The 15,600-nt window shown below is 63.9% G+C and carries 16 protein-coding genes; 5 read left to right on the top strand and 11 right to left on the bottom strand.

The window, feature by feature from the left end; translation table 11 throughout:
• The first annotated feature begins 140 nt into the window (after window positions 1-140).
• Genes AC0L2H_RS03510 through AC0L2H_RS03495 form a run of 4 tightly spaced genes read left to right on the top strand, consistent with a single transcriptional unit; the run spans window position 141 to window position 3,775 of the window.
• Entirely contained in the window at window positions 141-1,148 is a 1,008-nt protein-coding gene (locus AC0L2H_RS03510; protein ID WP_473588901.1) for an ABC transporter permease subunit, read from the top strand.
• Between the two features lies 1 nt (window position 1,149).
• A complete protein-coding gene (locus AC0L2H_RS03505; protein ID WP_107649357.1) occupies window positions 1,150-2,067 on the top strand; it encodes an ABC transporter permease subunit in 918 nt (305 codons plus the stop codon).
• Between the two features lie 5 nt (window positions 2,068-2,072).
• A complete protein-coding gene (locus AC0L2H_RS03500) occupies window positions 2,073-2,948 on the top strand; it encodes an ABC transporter ATP-binding protein (RefSeq protein WP_473588900.1) in 876 nt (291 codons plus the stop codon).
• Complete coding sequence (locus tag AC0L2H_RS03495) at window positions 2,945-3,775, top strand: dipeptide ABC transporter ATP-binding protein (protein WP_473588899.1); 831 nt, start codon at window positions 2,945-2,947, stop codon at window positions 3,773-3,775. The genes AC0L2H_RS03500 and AC0L2H_RS03495 overlap by 4 nt, the downstream gene beginning before the upstream one ends.
• Window positions 3,776-3,812: 37 nt before the next feature.
• Here the strand turns inward: AC0L2H_RS03495 and AC0L2H_RS03490 are convergent, their stop codons facing one another.
• From AC0L2H_RS03490 to AC0L2H_RS03440, 11 genes are all read right to left on the bottom strand, one after another.
• A complete protein-coding gene (locus AC0L2H_RS03490; RefSeq protein ID WP_473588898.1) occupies window positions 3,813-5,093 on the bottom strand; it encodes a cysteine desulfurase-like protein in 1,281 nt (426 codons plus the stop codon).
• 41 nt (window positions 5,094-5,134) lie between these two features.
• A complete protein-coding gene (locus AC0L2H_RS03485; RefSeq protein ID WP_107649360.1) occupies window positions 5,135-5,809 on the bottom strand; it encodes an amino acid ABC transporter permease in 675 nt (224 codons plus the stop codon).
• A 189-nt stretch (window positions 5,810-5,998) separates the two neighbouring features.
• Entirely contained in the window at window positions 5,999-6,796 is a 798-nt protein-coding gene (locus AC0L2H_RS03480) for an ABC transporter substrate-binding protein (protein WP_473588897.1), read from the bottom strand.
• 99 nt (window positions 6,797-6,895) lie between these two features.
• Window positions 6,896-8,035 carry an aminotransferase class V-fold PLP-dependent enzyme gene (locus AC0L2H_RS03475; RefSeq protein ID WP_473588896.1) on the bottom strand — a complete coding sequence of 380 codons (1,140 nt, stop codon included), beginning with the start codon at window positions 8,033-8,035 and terminating at the stop codon, window positions 6,896-6,898.
• A gap of 170 nt (window positions 8,036-8,205) precedes the next feature.
• Window positions 8,206-8,934, bottom strand: a complete 729-nt coding sequence (locus AC0L2H_RS03470) for a GntR family transcriptional regulator (protein ID WP_107649472.1) — start codon at window positions 8,932-8,934, stop codon at window positions 8,206-8,208.
• 232 nt (window positions 8,935-9,166) lie between these two features.
• Window positions 9,167-9,562, bottom strand: coding sequence for a RidA family protein (locus AC0L2H_RS03465; protein WP_473588895.1), 396 nt, complete (start codon window positions 9,560-9,562; stop codon window positions 9,167-9,169).
• Between the two features lie 80 nt (window positions 9,563-9,642).
• Window positions 9,643-10,791, bottom strand: coding sequence for an acyl-CoA dehydrogenase family protein (locus AC0L2H_RS03460; RefSeq protein ID WP_473588894.1), 1,149 nt, complete (start codon window positions 10,789-10,791; stop codon window positions 9,643-9,645).
• A 231-nt stretch (window positions 10,792-11,022) separates the two neighbouring features.
• Window positions 11,023-11,835 (bottom strand): enoyl-CoA hydratase family protein, encoded by an 813-nt coding sequence (locus tag AC0L2H_RS03455; RefSeq protein ID WP_473588893.1) that lies wholly within the window; start codon window positions 11,833-11,835, stop codon window positions 11,023-11,025.
• Window positions 11,832-12,302, bottom strand: a complete 471-nt coding sequence (locus AC0L2H_RS03450) for a MarR family winged helix-turn-helix transcriptional regulator (protein WP_107649365.1) — start codon at window positions 12,300-12,302, stop codon at window positions 11,832-11,834. Before AC0L2H_RS03450 ends, AC0L2H_RS03455 begins: the two co-directional genes overlap by 4 nt.
• Window positions 12,296-13,069: an SDR family NAD(P)-dependent oxidoreductase gene (locus AC0L2H_RS03445; RefSeq protein ID WP_473588892.1), complete on the bottom strand. Its 774-nt coding sequence runs from the start codon at window positions 13,067-13,069 to the stop codon at window positions 12,296-12,298. The genes AC0L2H_RS03450 and AC0L2H_RS03445 overlap by 7 nt, the downstream gene beginning before the upstream one ends.
• On the bottom strand, window positions 13,066-15,360 hold the full coding sequence (locus AC0L2H_RS03440; RefSeq protein ID WP_473588891.1) for a bifunctional salicylyl-CoA 5-hydroxylase/oxidoreductase: 2,295 nt from the start codon (window positions 15,358-15,360) through the stop codon (window positions 13,066-13,068). Before AC0L2H_RS03440 ends, AC0L2H_RS03445 begins: the two co-directional genes overlap by 4 nt.
• Here AC0L2H_RS03440 and AC0L2H_RS03435 point away from each other — a divergent pair.
• The coding region (locus AC0L2H_RS03435) for a hypothetical protein (RefSeq protein ID WP_473588890.1) at window positions 15,283-15,600 on the top strand (318 nt) is incomplete at its 3' end. The genes AC0L2H_RS03440 and AC0L2H_RS03435 overlap by 78 nt on opposite strands.

Here is a 15,600-nt window from a genome sequence, read left to right as displayed (position 1 = left end):
CCTAACACATGCGGCTCGGGGGTCTTGTTATGGTCCCCCCGTCGATTCAGCTGTTTGCGGGGTCCCTCTTACCAAAAAAAAAAAAAAAAAGGGGGGGGGGGGGGGGGGGCCCCCCCCCCCCCGCCGTTCTATGAAGTAAGATGCTCCGCTATCTCCTCCATAAGCTCGCCCTGATCGTTCCGACCGTGTTCGGCATATCGCTGGCGGCGTTTGCTTTCGTTCGGCTGCTGCCGGGCGACCCGATCCTCGCCCTGGCCGGCGAGCGCGGCGTCAGTCCCGAGCGCTATGCGCAGCTTATCGAGCAATTCGGCTATAACCGGCCCTATGTCATCCAGTATCTCGAATATATCGGCAGGGTCCTGACCGGCGACTTTGGCATATCGATCGCCACCAAGCGGCCGGTGCTCGGCGAGTTCCAGGCACTGTTTCCGGCAACGCTGGAACTGGCGACGATCGCATTGATCATCGCCGTCCTCCTCGGCATTCCCGCCGGCATCTTTGCCGCGATCAAGCGCGGATCATGGTTCGACCAGGCGACGATGGGCGTGGCGCTGACCGGCTACTCCATGCCGATCTTCTGGTGGGGCCTGCTGCTCATCATCTTCTTTTCCGGTTATCTCGGTTGGACCCCGGTCTCCGGCCGCATCGGCCTGCAGTATTTCTTCAAGCCGACCACGGGTTTCATGCTGATAGACAGCCTGATCTCCGGCAAGAGCGGCGCTTTCAGGTCCGCTGCCAGTCACCTGGTCCTGCCGGCCATCGTGCTGGCGACGATTCCGCTCGCCGTCATAGCGCGCCAGACGCGGTCGGCGATGCTGGAGGTGCTGGGCGAGGATTATGTCCGCACCGCGCGCGCCAAGGGTCTGGCGCCGCGCCGCGTCATCGGGCTCCATGCCTTTCGCAACGCGCTGATCCCGGTCGTCACCACCATCGGCCTGCAGGTCGGCACGCTGATGGCCGGTGCCATCCTCACCGAGACGATCTTTTCCTGGCCCGGCATCGGCAAATGGATGATCGATGCGATCGGCAAGCGCGACTATGTCGTCGTGCAGAGCGGCTTGCTGATCATCGCGCTGATCGTCATGGCGGTGAACCTGATCGTCGACGTGCTCTACGCCGTCATCAACCCACGCATCCGGGTGCAGTGAGATGACCGACCAGTCCGCGGCCGAAGCCACTGCCGCATCCGTTCAGCCCGGCGGCCGGCAACGCGCCTTTGCCGAGTTCTGGCACTATTATTCGATGAACACCGGCGCCGTCATCGGCCTTGTCGTGTTCGCTCTGCTCGTGCTGGTGGCGATCTTCGCGCCGCTGGTCGCGCCGCATTCGCCCGACGAACAGTTTCGCGATGCGCTGCTGGCGCCGCCGGCCTGGCAGGAGGGCGGCAAATCGATGTTCCTGCTCGGCACCGATGCGGTCGGCCGCGACATGCTTTCGCGGCTGATCTTCGGCGCGCGTTTCTCGCTGTTCATCGGCCTGGTGGTCGTCGTCTTCTCGCTGACCAGCGGCATCATCCTCGGCGTGCTCGCCGGCTATTTCCGCGGTTGGGTCGATACGCTGATCATGCGCGTCATGGACATCATCCTGGCCTTCCCGTCGCTGCTGCTGGCACTGGTGCTGGTGGCGATCCTTGGGCCTGGCCTGTTCAACGCCATGCTGGCGATCGCGCTGGTGCTGCAGCCGCATTTTGCCCGGCTCACCCGTGCGGCGGTGATGGCCGAAAAGAACCGCGAATATGTGGTCTCCGCGAAGGTCGCTGGCGCCAGTCACATCAGGCTGATGCTGGTGACGATACTGCCGAATTGCGTGGCGCCGCTGATCGTCCAGGCGACGCTGTCCTTCTCCAACGCCATCCTCGAGGCCGCGGCGCTCGGCTTCCTTGGCGTGGGCGCGCAGCCGCCGACGCCCGAATGGGGTACCATGCTGGCTTCGGCGCGCGAGTTCATCCTGCGCGCGCCTTGGGTGGTGACCTTCCCCGGTCTTGCCATCCTGATCACGGTGCTGGCCATCAACCTGATCGGCGACGGCTTGCGCGATGCCTTCGACCCCAAGCTGAAGAGGTCGTGAGCCCCATGCCTCTCCTCGAGATCAAGAACCTGACCGTCTCCTTCGACACCGCCGCCGGTCCGTTCATGGCCGTGCAAGGCATCGACCTGTCGATCGAGCCGCGCGAGGTGCTGGCGATCGTCGGCGAATCCGGTTCCGGCAAGTCTGTGGCGATGCTGGCGGTGATGGGGCTGTTGCCCAACACGGCGACGGTGAAGGCCGACCGCATGGCCTTCGACGGCATCGACCTGCTCGGGCTCAGCCCCTCGCAACGACGCAAGATCGTCGGCAAGGACATCTCGATGATCTTCCAGGAGCCGATCGCCAGCCTCAATCCGTGCTTCACCGCCGGCTTCCAGATCGAGGAGGTGCTGCGCTTTCACATGGGCATGGATCGCGCCCAGCGCCGGGCTCGCGCCATCGAACTGATGACGCTGGTCGGCATCGCCGATCCGGAGGAACGGCTGAATTCGTTCCCGCACCAGATGTCGGGCGGTCAGTGCCAGCGTGTCATGATCGCCATTGCCATCGCCTGCAATCCGAAGCTGTTGATCGCCGACGAGCCGACGACAGCCCTTGATGTCACCATCCAGAAGCAGATCCTCGATTTGCTGGTCTCCTTGCAGGCCAAATACGGCATGGGGCTGATCATGATCACCCATAATATGGGCGTGGTGGCCGAGACGGCGGACCGTGTCATCGTCCAGTACAAGGGCCGCAAGATGGAAGAGGCCGACGTGCTTTCGCTCTTCGAATCCCCAAAGAGCAACTACACGCGCGCGCTGCTGTCGGCGCTGCCGGAAAACGCCGTCGGCGACCGGCTTCCGACCGTTTCCGACATGCTGTTCGAGCCGGCCCCCTCTGCCGCGATGTCTGGATCGCCAACGGGGGCTGCCTCATGAGCGTGACGGTTCTCGAAGGCAAGAATATCGTGCGCGACTATCATGTCGGCGGCGGCCTGTTTCGCCCCAGCCGCACCGTTCATGCGGTCAAGGGTGTCTCCTTCACCGTGCAGAAGGGCAAGACCCTGGCCATCGTCGGCGAAAGCGGCTGCGGCAAGTCCACGCTCGCCCGCATCATCACGCTGATCGATCCTGCGACATCAGGCGAACTCTTCATCGACGGCAACAAGGTCGACATCGCCAAGGACGGCCTGACGAAGGAGATGCGCCGCAAGGTGCAGATCGTCTTCCAGAACCCCTATGGCTCGCTCAACCCGCGCCAGAAGATCGGCGATGTGCTCGGTGAGCCGCTGATCATCAACACAAACAAGCCGGCCGAGGAACGCCGCGACCTTGCCATGAAGATGCTGAAGAAGGTCGGCCTCGGCCCCGAGCATTACAACCGCTACCCGCACATGTTCTCGGGCGGCCAGCGCCAGCGCATCGCCATTGCCCGTGCGCTGATGCTGAACCCCAGCCTGCTGGTGCTGGACGAACCGGTCTCGGCGCTCGATCTTTCGGTGCAGGCGCAGGTGCTCAATCTGCTCGCCGACCTGCAGGACGAGTTCCAGCTGACCTATGTCTTCATCAGCCACGATCTGTCGGTGGTGCGCTACATCGCCGACGACGTGATGGTGATGTATTTCGGCGAGGCGGTCGAATACGGCTCCCGCGACGAGGTTTTTGCCGATCCCAAGCACAACTACACCAGGACGCTGTTCGCGGCGACGCCGCGCGCCGACGTCGCCTCGATCAAGGCCAGGCTGGCGAAGAAGAAGGCCGCCTGACGCCCGCGCCGCGGCCGTCAGGCCGGCGCCGGAACCATCAGGACAGCTTGGCGATAATGGCGCGTAGCGCCTCGCCGAAACGGTGGATCTCTTCGACCGTGTTGTAGTGCACCAGCGAGGCGCGGATGGCGCCGCTGTCCATCGAGAGGTTGAGACGCTTCATCAGCCGCGGCGCGTACATATGGCCGTCGCGGATGCCGATCTGCATCTCGGCCATCTCCTCGACGATCCGTTGCGGCGACAGCGTGCCGATGTTGAAACAGAAGGTCGGCACGCGTTCGTTGATGCGGGCCGCGTCGGCAACGCCATAGATCGTCGTCCCGCAATCCTTGAGCACGGCGAGCATCTCGCGCGCCAGCAGCAGCTCGTAATCGCGGATGGCGCCCATGCCGGCGACGATGTTTTCGCGCCGCGAGCGGTTGTTCGAGGGCGCAAGATTGCGGCCGATCAATTCCAGATATTGCACGGCTGCATCCATGCCGGAGACGTTCTCGTAGATGAAGGTGCCGGCCTCGACCTTGTAGGGCGGCTCGTCGGGGATGAAATCCTCGCGGAAGGTCGGCAGCCGCTTCAACGTTTCGAAGCGCCCCCAAAGGAAGCCCATATGCGGCGAGAAATTCTTATAGCCGGAACAGACGAGGTAGTCGCAGTCCCAGGCCTGCACGTCGATCAATCCATGCGGTCCGTAATGCACGCAGTCGAGGAACACTTCCGCACCCGCCGCGTGCGCGATCCTGGCCACGGAAGCGACGTCGACGATCGAGCCGATCGAATGCGCCGTCACCGTGCAGGCGACGAGCCTTGTGCGATCCGAGACCAGCGGCTTGAGGTCGTCGACATGGAGGTTGCCGTCCTCGCGCATGCGCCACCACCGGAACTTCGCGCCGGCCTGCTCCAGCGCCAGCCAGGTCGCGATATTGGCGTCATGGTCCATGTCGGTGATGACGATCTCGTCACGCTCCTGCAGCATCTGGCCGATGCCGAGGCTGACGAGGCGGATGAACGAGGTGGCGTTCATGCCGAAGCAGATTTCCGACGGACTGTAGGCGTTGATCAGCAGCGCCACGCTCTCGCGCGCCTCAGCGACCGATTGATCGACCGTGACGCTGCGGCCATAGCGGCCGCCGCGCTGCACATTGTGCGCCACCAGATGGTTTGTCACCGCGTCGAGCACGCTTTGCGGGATCTGCGCACCGGCGGCATTGTCCATGAAGATGAAGTCGCCGGCCTGCCGCAAGGCGGGGAACATGGCGCGGATCGTGTCGACCGGGAAGACCGCGGAGACGTTGCCTGCATTGTGGGTCTGATGCTTGTTCAAGATGGTCTCCTGCGAGATGACAGATGGGGGAACTGGCGACGTCAGCGGGTCTTTTCGGTTTTGAAGCGGCGTTCCAGCAGGCTGACGAGGCGCACCATCGGCCAGAGGAAGAGGAGATAGACCAGCGCCGCGCCGATCAACGGCGATGGGTTGGCGTAGAGCGACTGCGCATTGGTCGCTTCCTTCAGAAGTTCGGGCAGCGCCACGGTTGAGGCGAGCGAGGTGTCCTTGAACATCGAAACGCAGTTGCTGGTCATCGGCGGAATGACCACGCGGATCGCTTGCGGCAGCACCACCTTGCGCAAGGTCAGCAAAAACGGCAGGCCGAGTGCCTGCGCCGCCTCGAACTGGCCGCGCGGAATGCTCTCTATGCCGGAGCGGAACACCTCGGCCGAATAAGCCGCCATGATGATGGCGAATGCCGTCACCGCCGAGGCCCAGGACGACAGACGTATGCCGAGGAAAGGCAGCGCGTAGTAGATCAGGATCAGCACGACCAGCACGGGCATCGCCCGGAAAATATCGATATAGCCGACCGCCAGCAGCCGCAGCGGCTTTGGCGCATAGAGCCGCATCAGGCTGATTGCCAGGCCGACGGGGATACCAATGCCGATGCTGAAGAGCCCGAGCAGCAGTGTGTTCAGGAAGCCGCGCAGCAGCGCCGGCAGGCTGGAGATCATGACATCGGCGTTGAAGAAGGTCTCGATCAGCGACATGGGAGCATTCCTGAAAGATTGGCGTCCCGCGACGCTAAAGCATGACTCCGAAACCAGAAATCGGCCTTCGGAGCGGTTCATGCGTGAAAGAAGGGCTACGGCGTCCGCTGCGCGTCCAGGAGGCGCGCAACGCTATCCCATGAAATCGTGCCGACGTGAAAAAGCCGGCACGATTTCAGCAGTTGCCGTTCAGGCCTTCGGCATAGGCATTTCCTTGACGGTCGAAGAATCGGCGGGTGCGTCGCTGCCGAACCACTTCTTGTGGATCGCGGCCAGCGTGCCGTCCTTCTTCATCGCGGTCAGCGCGTCGTTCAGCTTGCCGAGCAGCGGGTGGTCCTGGGCCATCATCAGCCCGTACTGCTCGCCGGTCTTGATACGCTCTTTCACAGCGAGATCCTTCATCCTGGTGAAGGAGTATTCCAGGCCGGGAACGTCGCTGACAGCGGCGTCGACGCGGCCGGCGCTGAGATCGAGCAGCAGGTTCTGCTGCGTGTCGTAGCCCTTCACCTCGCTGAACCCGTCGGCCTCCTGGTGCTGCTTGGTCCAGGCTTCGCCGGTCGAGCCGGACAGCACGCCGATGATCTTGCCCTTGAGGTCGGCCTCGGTCTTGATCGGGCTGTCGGCCTTTGCTGCGATGCCCATGTCGGAATCGTAGTAGGGCTGCGTGAACGCCTGCGATTTCAGCCGCTCCGGGGTGATCGTGATCGACGAGATGGCAACGTCGATGCGCTTCGACGTCGTGGCGGCGAACAGCGCCTGAAATCCGAGGTCGGCGATTTCCGTGGTCATGCCGATGCGTTTGGCCGCCTCGTTGACGATATCGACTTCAAAGCCTTCGAAAGTGCCGCTTTCATTCTTGTATTCGAAGGGCGGATTGGTCGGGTAGGCCCCGACATTCAGCACGTCCGCGGCATAGGCGGCGGCTGGGCTGACGGCGATGCCGATGGCGGCAGCGAGAAGAAGCAGGTTGCGACGAGTGAAGCTCATTTTTGTTCCCTCTGGTTTGGCCACTCCCTGTGGCGTTTTCCACTTCCGCCCCTTTTCAGCGCCGTATTTTCCGGACGCTGCAGGCGAGGCGACCTGAAATCAGGATGCGCGGCGTTGCCGCGCACCGACAAGGTCTTGCAGGCGCGCAAGCAGGGCATCGACCGCGTCGCCTGATGTGACCATGCCGGGCGACAGCCTGAGTGTCGCGCCGCGCGCGTCGCAGTAAAGTCGCTCACTGCGCAGCGTCGACACTGTCTTCGCCGGGTCGACGCCTTGCGGCAAGGTCAACATGACGCTACCGCCGCGCTTGTCTGGATCGAGCGGCGAGCGAACCGCCCAGCCATTGTCGAGTGCGCAGCCGATAATGCGTGCGGTCATGCTGGCGTTCTGTGCGCGGATAGCCTCGACGCCTGTGTCGGCGACCCATGCGAGGCCTGGCAGCGATGCGACGCTGGCAAGGATCGCCGGCGTGCCATGGTCGAACCGGCGTGCATCGTCGGCATAGGCGAAACTGTCGAGATTCCAGGAGAACGGGTTTGGCTGGCTGAACCAGCCGCGAAGCTCGGGCCGACATGTTGCCAGGAGATCGGGCGTGACCTGCAGGATGCCGGCGCCCGAAGTGCCGCACAGCCATTTCAGCGACGTCGAGACGACGAAATCGACCGGCGTCTCGACAACCGAGAAGGGTGCGACGCCGACGCCTTGCGTAATGTCGACACCGACGATGCTGCCCATCTCCCGACCATGCGCGGCAAGCCGAGCCACGTCGCAGCGGTGCGAGGCCGTCGAGGTGACGAAGGTCAGCAAGGCCAGGCCGACATCGTCCTGCCAGCGGGCGATGAAATCCTCGTCGCGCACCCAGCTCTCGCCGGGACGCATCGGCACGGTGTCGAGGGTGAAGTCGAAGCGTTCGGCCAGACCGGCGAGCAGGAAGTGCAGGCTAGGGAAACAGTCGGCGGCGATCAGCAGGCGCTTTCCCTTCAGACGCTCGGACGGCAAGGCGCCGATCAGGCTGTAGAGGGCTGACGTGACATTCTCGGCGGTGGTGAGAGTATTTTGTGGAGCATCGATCAGCGAGTTCCAGGCATCGATGAAGCGCTGCCGCGCGGCAAGCGCCGCCGGCCACTGGCCGTCATCTTCCGCCGCCCAGGTCCCGGAGAATTCCGCCAGGGCAGCAGCCATACGCTCCGCCTTGCCGGGAAACGTCCCGATTGAATGGTAGAGAAAATAACCAGACACTGCGCTTTTTGCTCCTTGTGATCATGTGATCACGAAATGGAACACGGATCAATCGCTGCCTGCGAAGAAATGCGATTCAATCGGGAAAATCGGGGCGGTCTTTTGCGACCGCGAACGATCGCCAATCGGCGCCTTCCGGCGTCGATCTGTCGTTCGACTGCACCGGAGCTTCAGGAGGCCCTGCCGAAACCGGCGAACTCGACGGGCTTGGATTCCGGCACGTCGGGGCAGATCGCGCGCAGCGTCTCCTGCGTTGTCTGGATGTCTGCAACCACCTCTTGGCGGGCACGGCCAAAATCGCCATCCTTCAGTGCTGCGATGATCGCTGTGTGCCGCCCGGAGGGCTCCATGGTGCCGGCGCGCATCAACGGCGCGACATGGTTTGACAACAGCCGCATATAGGGGCCGAAGCGCAGCCACAGCGTCTCGATCAACTGGAACAGCACGTCGGAGCCGGAGGCACGGTAGATGGTGAAATGGAACTGCTGGTTCTTGGCGATCAGTTCGTAAATGCTGCCATTGCGCCCGATCGCCTGCTGCTCGGCGGTGATCTTCTCCAATGTGGCTATATCGGAAGCGGCCAGGCGTGGCGCCCCGAGTTCGGCCGCCAGTCCCTCGACGGCGACGCGAGCCCGGCACAGGTCGTCGAGCCGCGCCCGGGTGACGACCGGCACGCAGGCCGAGCCGTTCTGCGAGATCTCCAGCGCATTTTCGGCGGCGAGCCGCCGCAAGGCCTCGCGCACCGGCATGTTCGAGGTGCCGAAGGCTTCCGCCAGCGAAGCAATGGTCAGCACCTGAGCCGGATCGAAACTGCCGACCATCAGCGCATGCCGAAGCTGCTGGTAGACGCCGTCCTGGACGGTCACACGTCCTGATACAGGTTCAAATCCCAGAGCCACGGTTTTGCTTTTCTCCGACTGAAGCTATATGCAGTCATCGCCAACCGAAGCAGGCGTGATCATCTGATCACAAAAGCTGCGGGGAGCCAAGTCACTCGGCCGACAACACCGAGGCAATGACATCTGATGGAAGTCAGACGTCATTCCCTCGTTTACGGAAGAAGGTGAAGGGCGGTGCCGAATGCGACAGGCTTGATGCGTGAGTTGGGTGAGGCCGGAGAAGAGCCGAGCCTCAGTCTGGAATTACTGCCGTCGCCTGGATCTCCACCTTGGCGCGATCCTCGACCAGTGCCACCACCTGCATGGCGGCCATGGCCGGAAAATGCCGGCCGATGACGGCGCGATAGGCTTCGCCGATACCTCTGAGGTTCGCAAGATATTCCGCCTTGTCGGTAAAATACCAGGTCATCGAGGTGATATGCTCAGGCTTGCCGCCAGCCTCGGCCAGCACGGCGACGATGTTGGCGAGCGTCTGCCGCACCTGGCCGACGAAATCATCGGTCTCGAACCGGCATTGTTCGTTCCAGCCGACCTGACCGCCGACGAACACGAGCTGGCCGCGCGCGGCGACGCCGTTGGCGTAGCCGATGGGTTTAGCCCAGCCTTCCGGCTGCAGGATGGTGTGCATGTCTGGCCTCCCGATAGTCAATCTGCTCTCAAATGTCAGGTTTGAAAAACAGCCCGGTCTGTAAATCCGCTGAGCAGCCCTCAAGCCGCTCCCATCACTTGTCTGGCGATTACCACCTTCTGCACGTCCGACGCGCCCTCGTAGATGCGCAATGCCCGGATCTCGCGGTAGAGGCTCTCGACGATATGGCCCTTGCGCACGCCGTCGCCGCCGTGCAGTTGCACGGCCTTGTCGATGACGCTCTGGGCGCGGTCTGTTGCAAAGAGTTTCGCCATGGCTGCCTCGCGCGTCACCCGCGCGGCGCCCATGTCCTTGGTCCAGGCGGCGCGGTAGACCAGCAGCGCTGCGGCATCGACGTCGAGCGCCATGTCGGCGATGTGGCCCTGCACCATCTGCAATTCGGCCATCGGCGCCCCGAAAAGCTTGCGCTCCGCCACCCTGCCTATGCTTTCGTCCAGCGCGCGGCGCGCAAAGCCGAGTGCGGCCGCACCTACGGTCGAGCGGAACACGTCGAGCACCGACATGGCGATGCGGAAACCGTCGCCCGGTTTGCCTATCAGCGCCGAACCCGGAACGCGAACGCCATCGAACGTCAGCCGCGCCAGCGGATGTGGCGCGATCACTTCCAGCCGCTCGGCGATGGCCAGTCCTTTTGCATCCGATGGCACGATGAAGGCAGAGAGCCCCTTTGCGCCTGGTGCTTCGCCGGTGCGGGCAAAGACGATGTAGAGGTCGGCAATGCCGCCATTGGAGATCCAGGTCTTCTCGCCCGACAGCACATAGTCGTCTCCGTCGCGCGTGGCCGCCATCTCCATGTCAGCGACATCAGATCCCGAGCGCGGCTCCGACAGCGCGAAAGCGGAAATCGCCTTGCCGGCGCGGGTCTTTGCCAGCCAGCGCTGCTGGTCAGGTGTGCCGAACAGGCTGAGCGCACCGGTGCCGAGCCCCTGCATCGCGAAAGCGAAATCGGCCAGCCCGTCATGCCGCGCCAGCGTCTCACGCGTGAGACACAGCGTGCGCACGTCGAGCGGGCCGGGGTTTTCCGTGTCGAGGGCTGTCGGCTTGAGCCAGCCGTCCTTGCCGAGCTTTGCCACCAGCTTGCGGCAGGCCGCGTCGACATCGTGATGGTCGACCGGCAGGTTCTTCGCGCACCATGCCTCCAGCCGCTCGGCCAGCTGGCGATGGCGGTCCTCGAAGAAAGGCCAGGAGAGGAAGGAACAGTCAGGCATTTGTGCCCCCGCTGTTCTTCAGCCCTTGCGCTCTACGGCGCCCCCCTCTGTCCTGCCGGACATCTCCCCCTCCAGGGGGGAGATTGGCAGCTCCGCCTGCGGTGCTCGTCTTGCGACGTTGGTGATTAGCGAAGGCCGAGAGGAAGGTTGATCTCCCCCCTAGAGGGGGAGATGTCCGGCAGGACAGAGGGGGGCGCTGTCCCGTCAACGTCTCCGTAAAAAGGGCCATCCTCAATTCCCCTCGAATACCGGCTTTTCCTTAGCGACGAAAGCCTTGTACGCCCGCCCGAAATCGGCGGTCTGCATGCAGATCGCCTGCGCCTGCGCCTCCGCTTCGATCGCCTGTTCCAGCCCCATCGACCATTCCTGGTTCAGCTGCGTCTTGGTGATGCCATGGGCAAAGGTCGGTCCGGAAACGATGCGCGCGGCCAGCTCAAGCGCATCGGCCTCGAGTGCCGCGGCGTCGACCAGCCGGTTGTAGAAACCCCAGCGCTCTCCTTCGGCGGCACTCATGGTGCGGCCGGTGTAAAGCAGTTCGGCGGCGCGGCCCTGGCCGATGATGCGCGGCAGGATGGCGCAGGCGCCCATGTCGCAGCCGGCAAGCCCAACGCGAGTGAACAGGAAGGCGGTCTTCGCCTCGGGCGTGGCGATGCGGATGTCCGACGCCATGGCGATGATGGCGCCGGCGCCCACCGCCACGCCGTCGACCGCCGCAATGATCGGCTTGCCGCAATTGAGCATCGCCTTGACGAAATCGCCGGTCATGCGGGTGAAGGCGAGCAGCGCCTTCATGTCCATCTTGACCAGCGGGCCGATAATGTCGTGCACATCGCCGCCGGAGCAGAAATTGCCGCCATTGGGCAGGAACACCACGGCGTCGACATCCTCGGCATAGACCAGGTCGCGAAAAGTGTCGCGCAATTCGGCGTAGCTGTCGAAGGTCAGCGGGTTCTTGCGCTCCGGCCGGTCGAGCCGGATCCTTGCGACCTTGCCTTCGACCTGCCACAGGAAATGCTTGGGCTTGCGGTTTGCCATCCTTGTCATTCCCGTCCCTCCCAATTGCTGCGGAAGGAATTCAGCATGCCGATCAGCCGGCGCGCCTCTTCCTCGCTCACAGTGCCCAGCAGCTCGCCGACCCAGCCTTCATGTGCAGCGGCGATCACGGCGAAGGCCTTCGAACCTTCCTCGGTCAGCCGCACCATCGAAGTGCGACGGTCGCCATTGCGCCGGGCGCGGGCAACCAGTCCTTCCGAGACCAGCCGGTCGACGATGCCCGTCACATTGCCGTTGGAGACCAGAAGGAAACGCGACAGGTCGCTCATCAGCATGCCTTCAGGCGACCTGTAGAGCGCCGCCATCACATCGAAGCGCGGCAGCGTCGTGTTGAATTCCTTCTTCAGCCGCTCGCGCAGTTCGGCTTCGATCGTGCGCGAGGCGCGCAGCAGCCGTATCCAAAGGCGCAGCCGATCCTTGCCGGCTTCGGAGCGCGCGGGCAGGGGGCCGGCTACCATGTCTCGCCTCCCGAAACAGAGATCGCCTGGCCGGTGATCGACCCTGCCGCATCGCCGCACAGCCATAGCACCGCGGCGGCGACTTCCTCCGGCTGGATGAAACGTCCTTGCGGGTTTGTCGAGGCAAGGCTCGTCCGCGCCTCCTCGACTGAGCGGCCGGTCTTTTCGACGATGCGCTGGATGGATTCGTCCAGCATCTCGGTTTCGACGAAGCCCGGGCAGACGGCATTGACTGTCACACCTGATTTTGCGGTCTCGGCGGCCAGCGCCCGCATCAGCCCGACGACGCCATGCTTGGCCGCGACGTAAGCCGCGACATATGGATAGCCCTTCAGCCCGGCCGTGGAGGCGACGAAGACGATCCTGCCTGTCTTCCGTGCCGCCATGCCGGCCAGCGCCGGCTTCACCGTCAGGAACGCCCCGGTGAGGTTGACGTCAAGCGTACGCTGCCAGTCCGCGAGAGAGGTCCTATGCGCCGGGGCGCTGCCGGACATGCCGGCATTGGCGACAACAATGTTGAAAGGTCCGCGCGCCGCTTCCGCGTTGCTGTGGAGCGACGCCATTGAGGCCTCGTCGGTGACGTCGGCGGCAATGCCGAAGATGCGGTCGCTTTCCCCCGCGACCTCGGCAAGCACCGCCTCGCGCCGGCCGCAGATGGTGACAGTGATGCCGGCTCTTGCCAGTGCCAATGCGATAGCGCGGCCGACGCCGGAGCCGCCACCGGTGACAAGGGCGTGCCTGCCCGCGATTGCTCCGGCCGCGCTCATACTTTCAGCCCCGCAGCGGCGTCGCGTTCGGCCAGCCGGTAAATCTGGTCGCGGCCGGGCAGATAGGGATCCGGCCATTTGACGCCGCGATCGCCAAGCGTCACCGCCGCGTGCAGCGTCCAGTAGGGATCTGTGAGATGCGGTCGTGCCAGCGCCACCAGATCGGCGCGGCCGGCCATCAGGATAGAATTGACATGGTCCGGCTCATAGATGTTGCCGACCGCCATCGTCGCCATGCCGACCTCGTTGCGGATGCGGTCGGAAAACGGCGTCTGGAACATGCGGCCATAGACCGGCTTTGCCAATGCCGAGGTCTGGCCGGCCGACACGTCGCAGATGTCGACACCGGCCTCGTGCAGCAACTTGGCGATCTCGACCGCGTCGGCCGGCGTCACCCCTTCGATGCCGACCCAGTCATTGGCTGAGATGCGCATGGAAACAGGCTTTTCCGCTGGCCAGACAGCGCGTACGGCGCGGAAAATTTCCAGCGGATAGCGCATGCGGTTTTCCAGCGAACCGCCATAGGCGTCGGTGCGCCGGTTGGTCAGCGGCGTAATGAAGGAGGAGAGCAGATAGCCATGCGCGGCATGGATCTCCAGCATGTCGAAGCCGCAACGATCAGCCATCTCGGCCGAGGCCACGAACTGGTCGCGCACCAGATCCATGTCGGCGCGGTCCATTGCCTTCGGCACCTGGTTCTCAGGCGACCACGCGACCGCCGACGCGGCCATGACGGGCCAGTTGCCGGATGGCAGCGGCACATCGGTTCCTTGCCAGCCGAGCCGGGTCGAGCCCTTGGCGCCGGAATGGCCGATCTGGGCGCAGATTTTGGCTTCCGTCTCGGCATGGACGAAGTCGACCAGCCGCTTCCACGCCACCTCGTGCTCGGGCGCGTAGAAGCCGGGACAGCCGGGTGTGATGCGGCCTTCCGGGCTGACACAGGTCATCTCGATATAGAGAAGGCCGGCACCGCCCTTGGCGCGTTCGGCATAATGGGCGAAATGCCAGTCAGTCGGGCAGCCGTCGACGGCCTTGTACTGTGCCATCGGCGAGACGACGATGCGGTTGTTGAGCGCCATGTCGCGCAGCTTGAACGGCGCGAACATCGGTGCACGGCGCAAGCTGTTGCCGCCGGCGCCGGCCTGGCGCTGGAACCATTCTTCCGCGCCGGCCAGCCACTCGCCGTCGCGCAGCCTGAGATTCTCGTGGCTGATGCGCTGCGAGCGCGTCAGCAGCGAATAGTTGAACTGCACCGGATCGAGGCCGAGATAGCGCTCGACCTCCTCGAACCATTCGAGCGAATTGCGCGCCGCCGACTGCAGCTTCAGCACTTCGGTGCGCCGTGCATCCTCATATTTGCGGAACGCCGCCTCGAGATCAGGCTCGGACTTGACATAATCGGCCAGCGCCACCGCGCTTTCCAGCGCCAGCTTGGTGCCTGAACCGATAGAGAAATGCGCCGATGCCGCCGCATCTCCCATGAGCGCCAGATTTTTGTACGACCAGCGCTCGCACAACACCCGCGGAAAATTGATCCAGGCCGAACCCCTGATGTGATTGGCATTGGTCATCAGCGCATGACCGCCGAGATGCTTGGCGAAGATCCTCTCGCAGGCGGCGATCGATTCCTGCTGGCTCATCGCGCCGAAACCGAAGGCAGCCCAGGTCTGCTCGCTGCATTCGACGATGAAGGTCGCTGTCTCGCTGTCGAACTGATAGGCGTGCGCCCAAACCCAGCCATGCTCCGTCTTCTCGAAGATGAAGGTAAAGGCGTCGTCGAATTTTTGCCGTGTGCCAAGCCAGACGAACTTGCATTTGCGGGTGTCTATGTCGGGCTTGAAGATGTCGACGAAGGTGCCGCGCGCCTTCGAATTCAGCCCGTCGGCGGCTACCACCAGGTCGTGGCTCTCCATATAGGGCCGGGGGTCGCCGATATCTGTCTCGAAGACGAGCTTGACGCCGAGTTCGCGCGCCCGCCGCTGCAACAGGATGAGCAGCCGCTTGCGGCCGATGCCGCAGAAGCCGTGCCCGGTCGAGACCGTGCGCACGCCGTCATGGATGACGGCAATGTCGTCCCAATAGGCGAAGTGCTTTTTGATCCAGACGGCGCTGACCGGATCGTTCCTGGTCAGATTGTCGAGCGTTTCGGCCGACAGCACCACGCCCCAGCCGAATGTGTCGTCGGCGTGATTGCGCTCGAACACCGTCACCTCGTGGGTGGCGTCGCGGAGCTTCATCGAGATAGCAAAGTAGAGCCCGGCCGGTCCACCGCCGAGAACCGCAACCTTCATATCTGCGATCTCCTCTTCGCCTCGGGCCACCGGCAAGGCCGGCGATCCCGACTTTCAGTATCGCGCCGCAGGCAAATTATTTCAAGCTTAAAGTTTCATATCGAAACAATTCGGGCGCGTATCTGGGGCGGGGGGGGGGGGGGGGGGGGGGGGGCCCGCCCGCCGGGGGGGGGGGGGGGGGGGGGGGGGGGGGGGGGGGGGGGGGGGGGGGGGGGGGGGCGGGGGGGGGGGGGGGGGGGG

It is taken from the genome of Mesorhizobium sp. WSM4871 (genome assembly GCF_055811295.1).
Note: the sequence above shows the minus strand (reverse complement) of the source record. Positions and strands in the feature narration are given on the sequence as shown.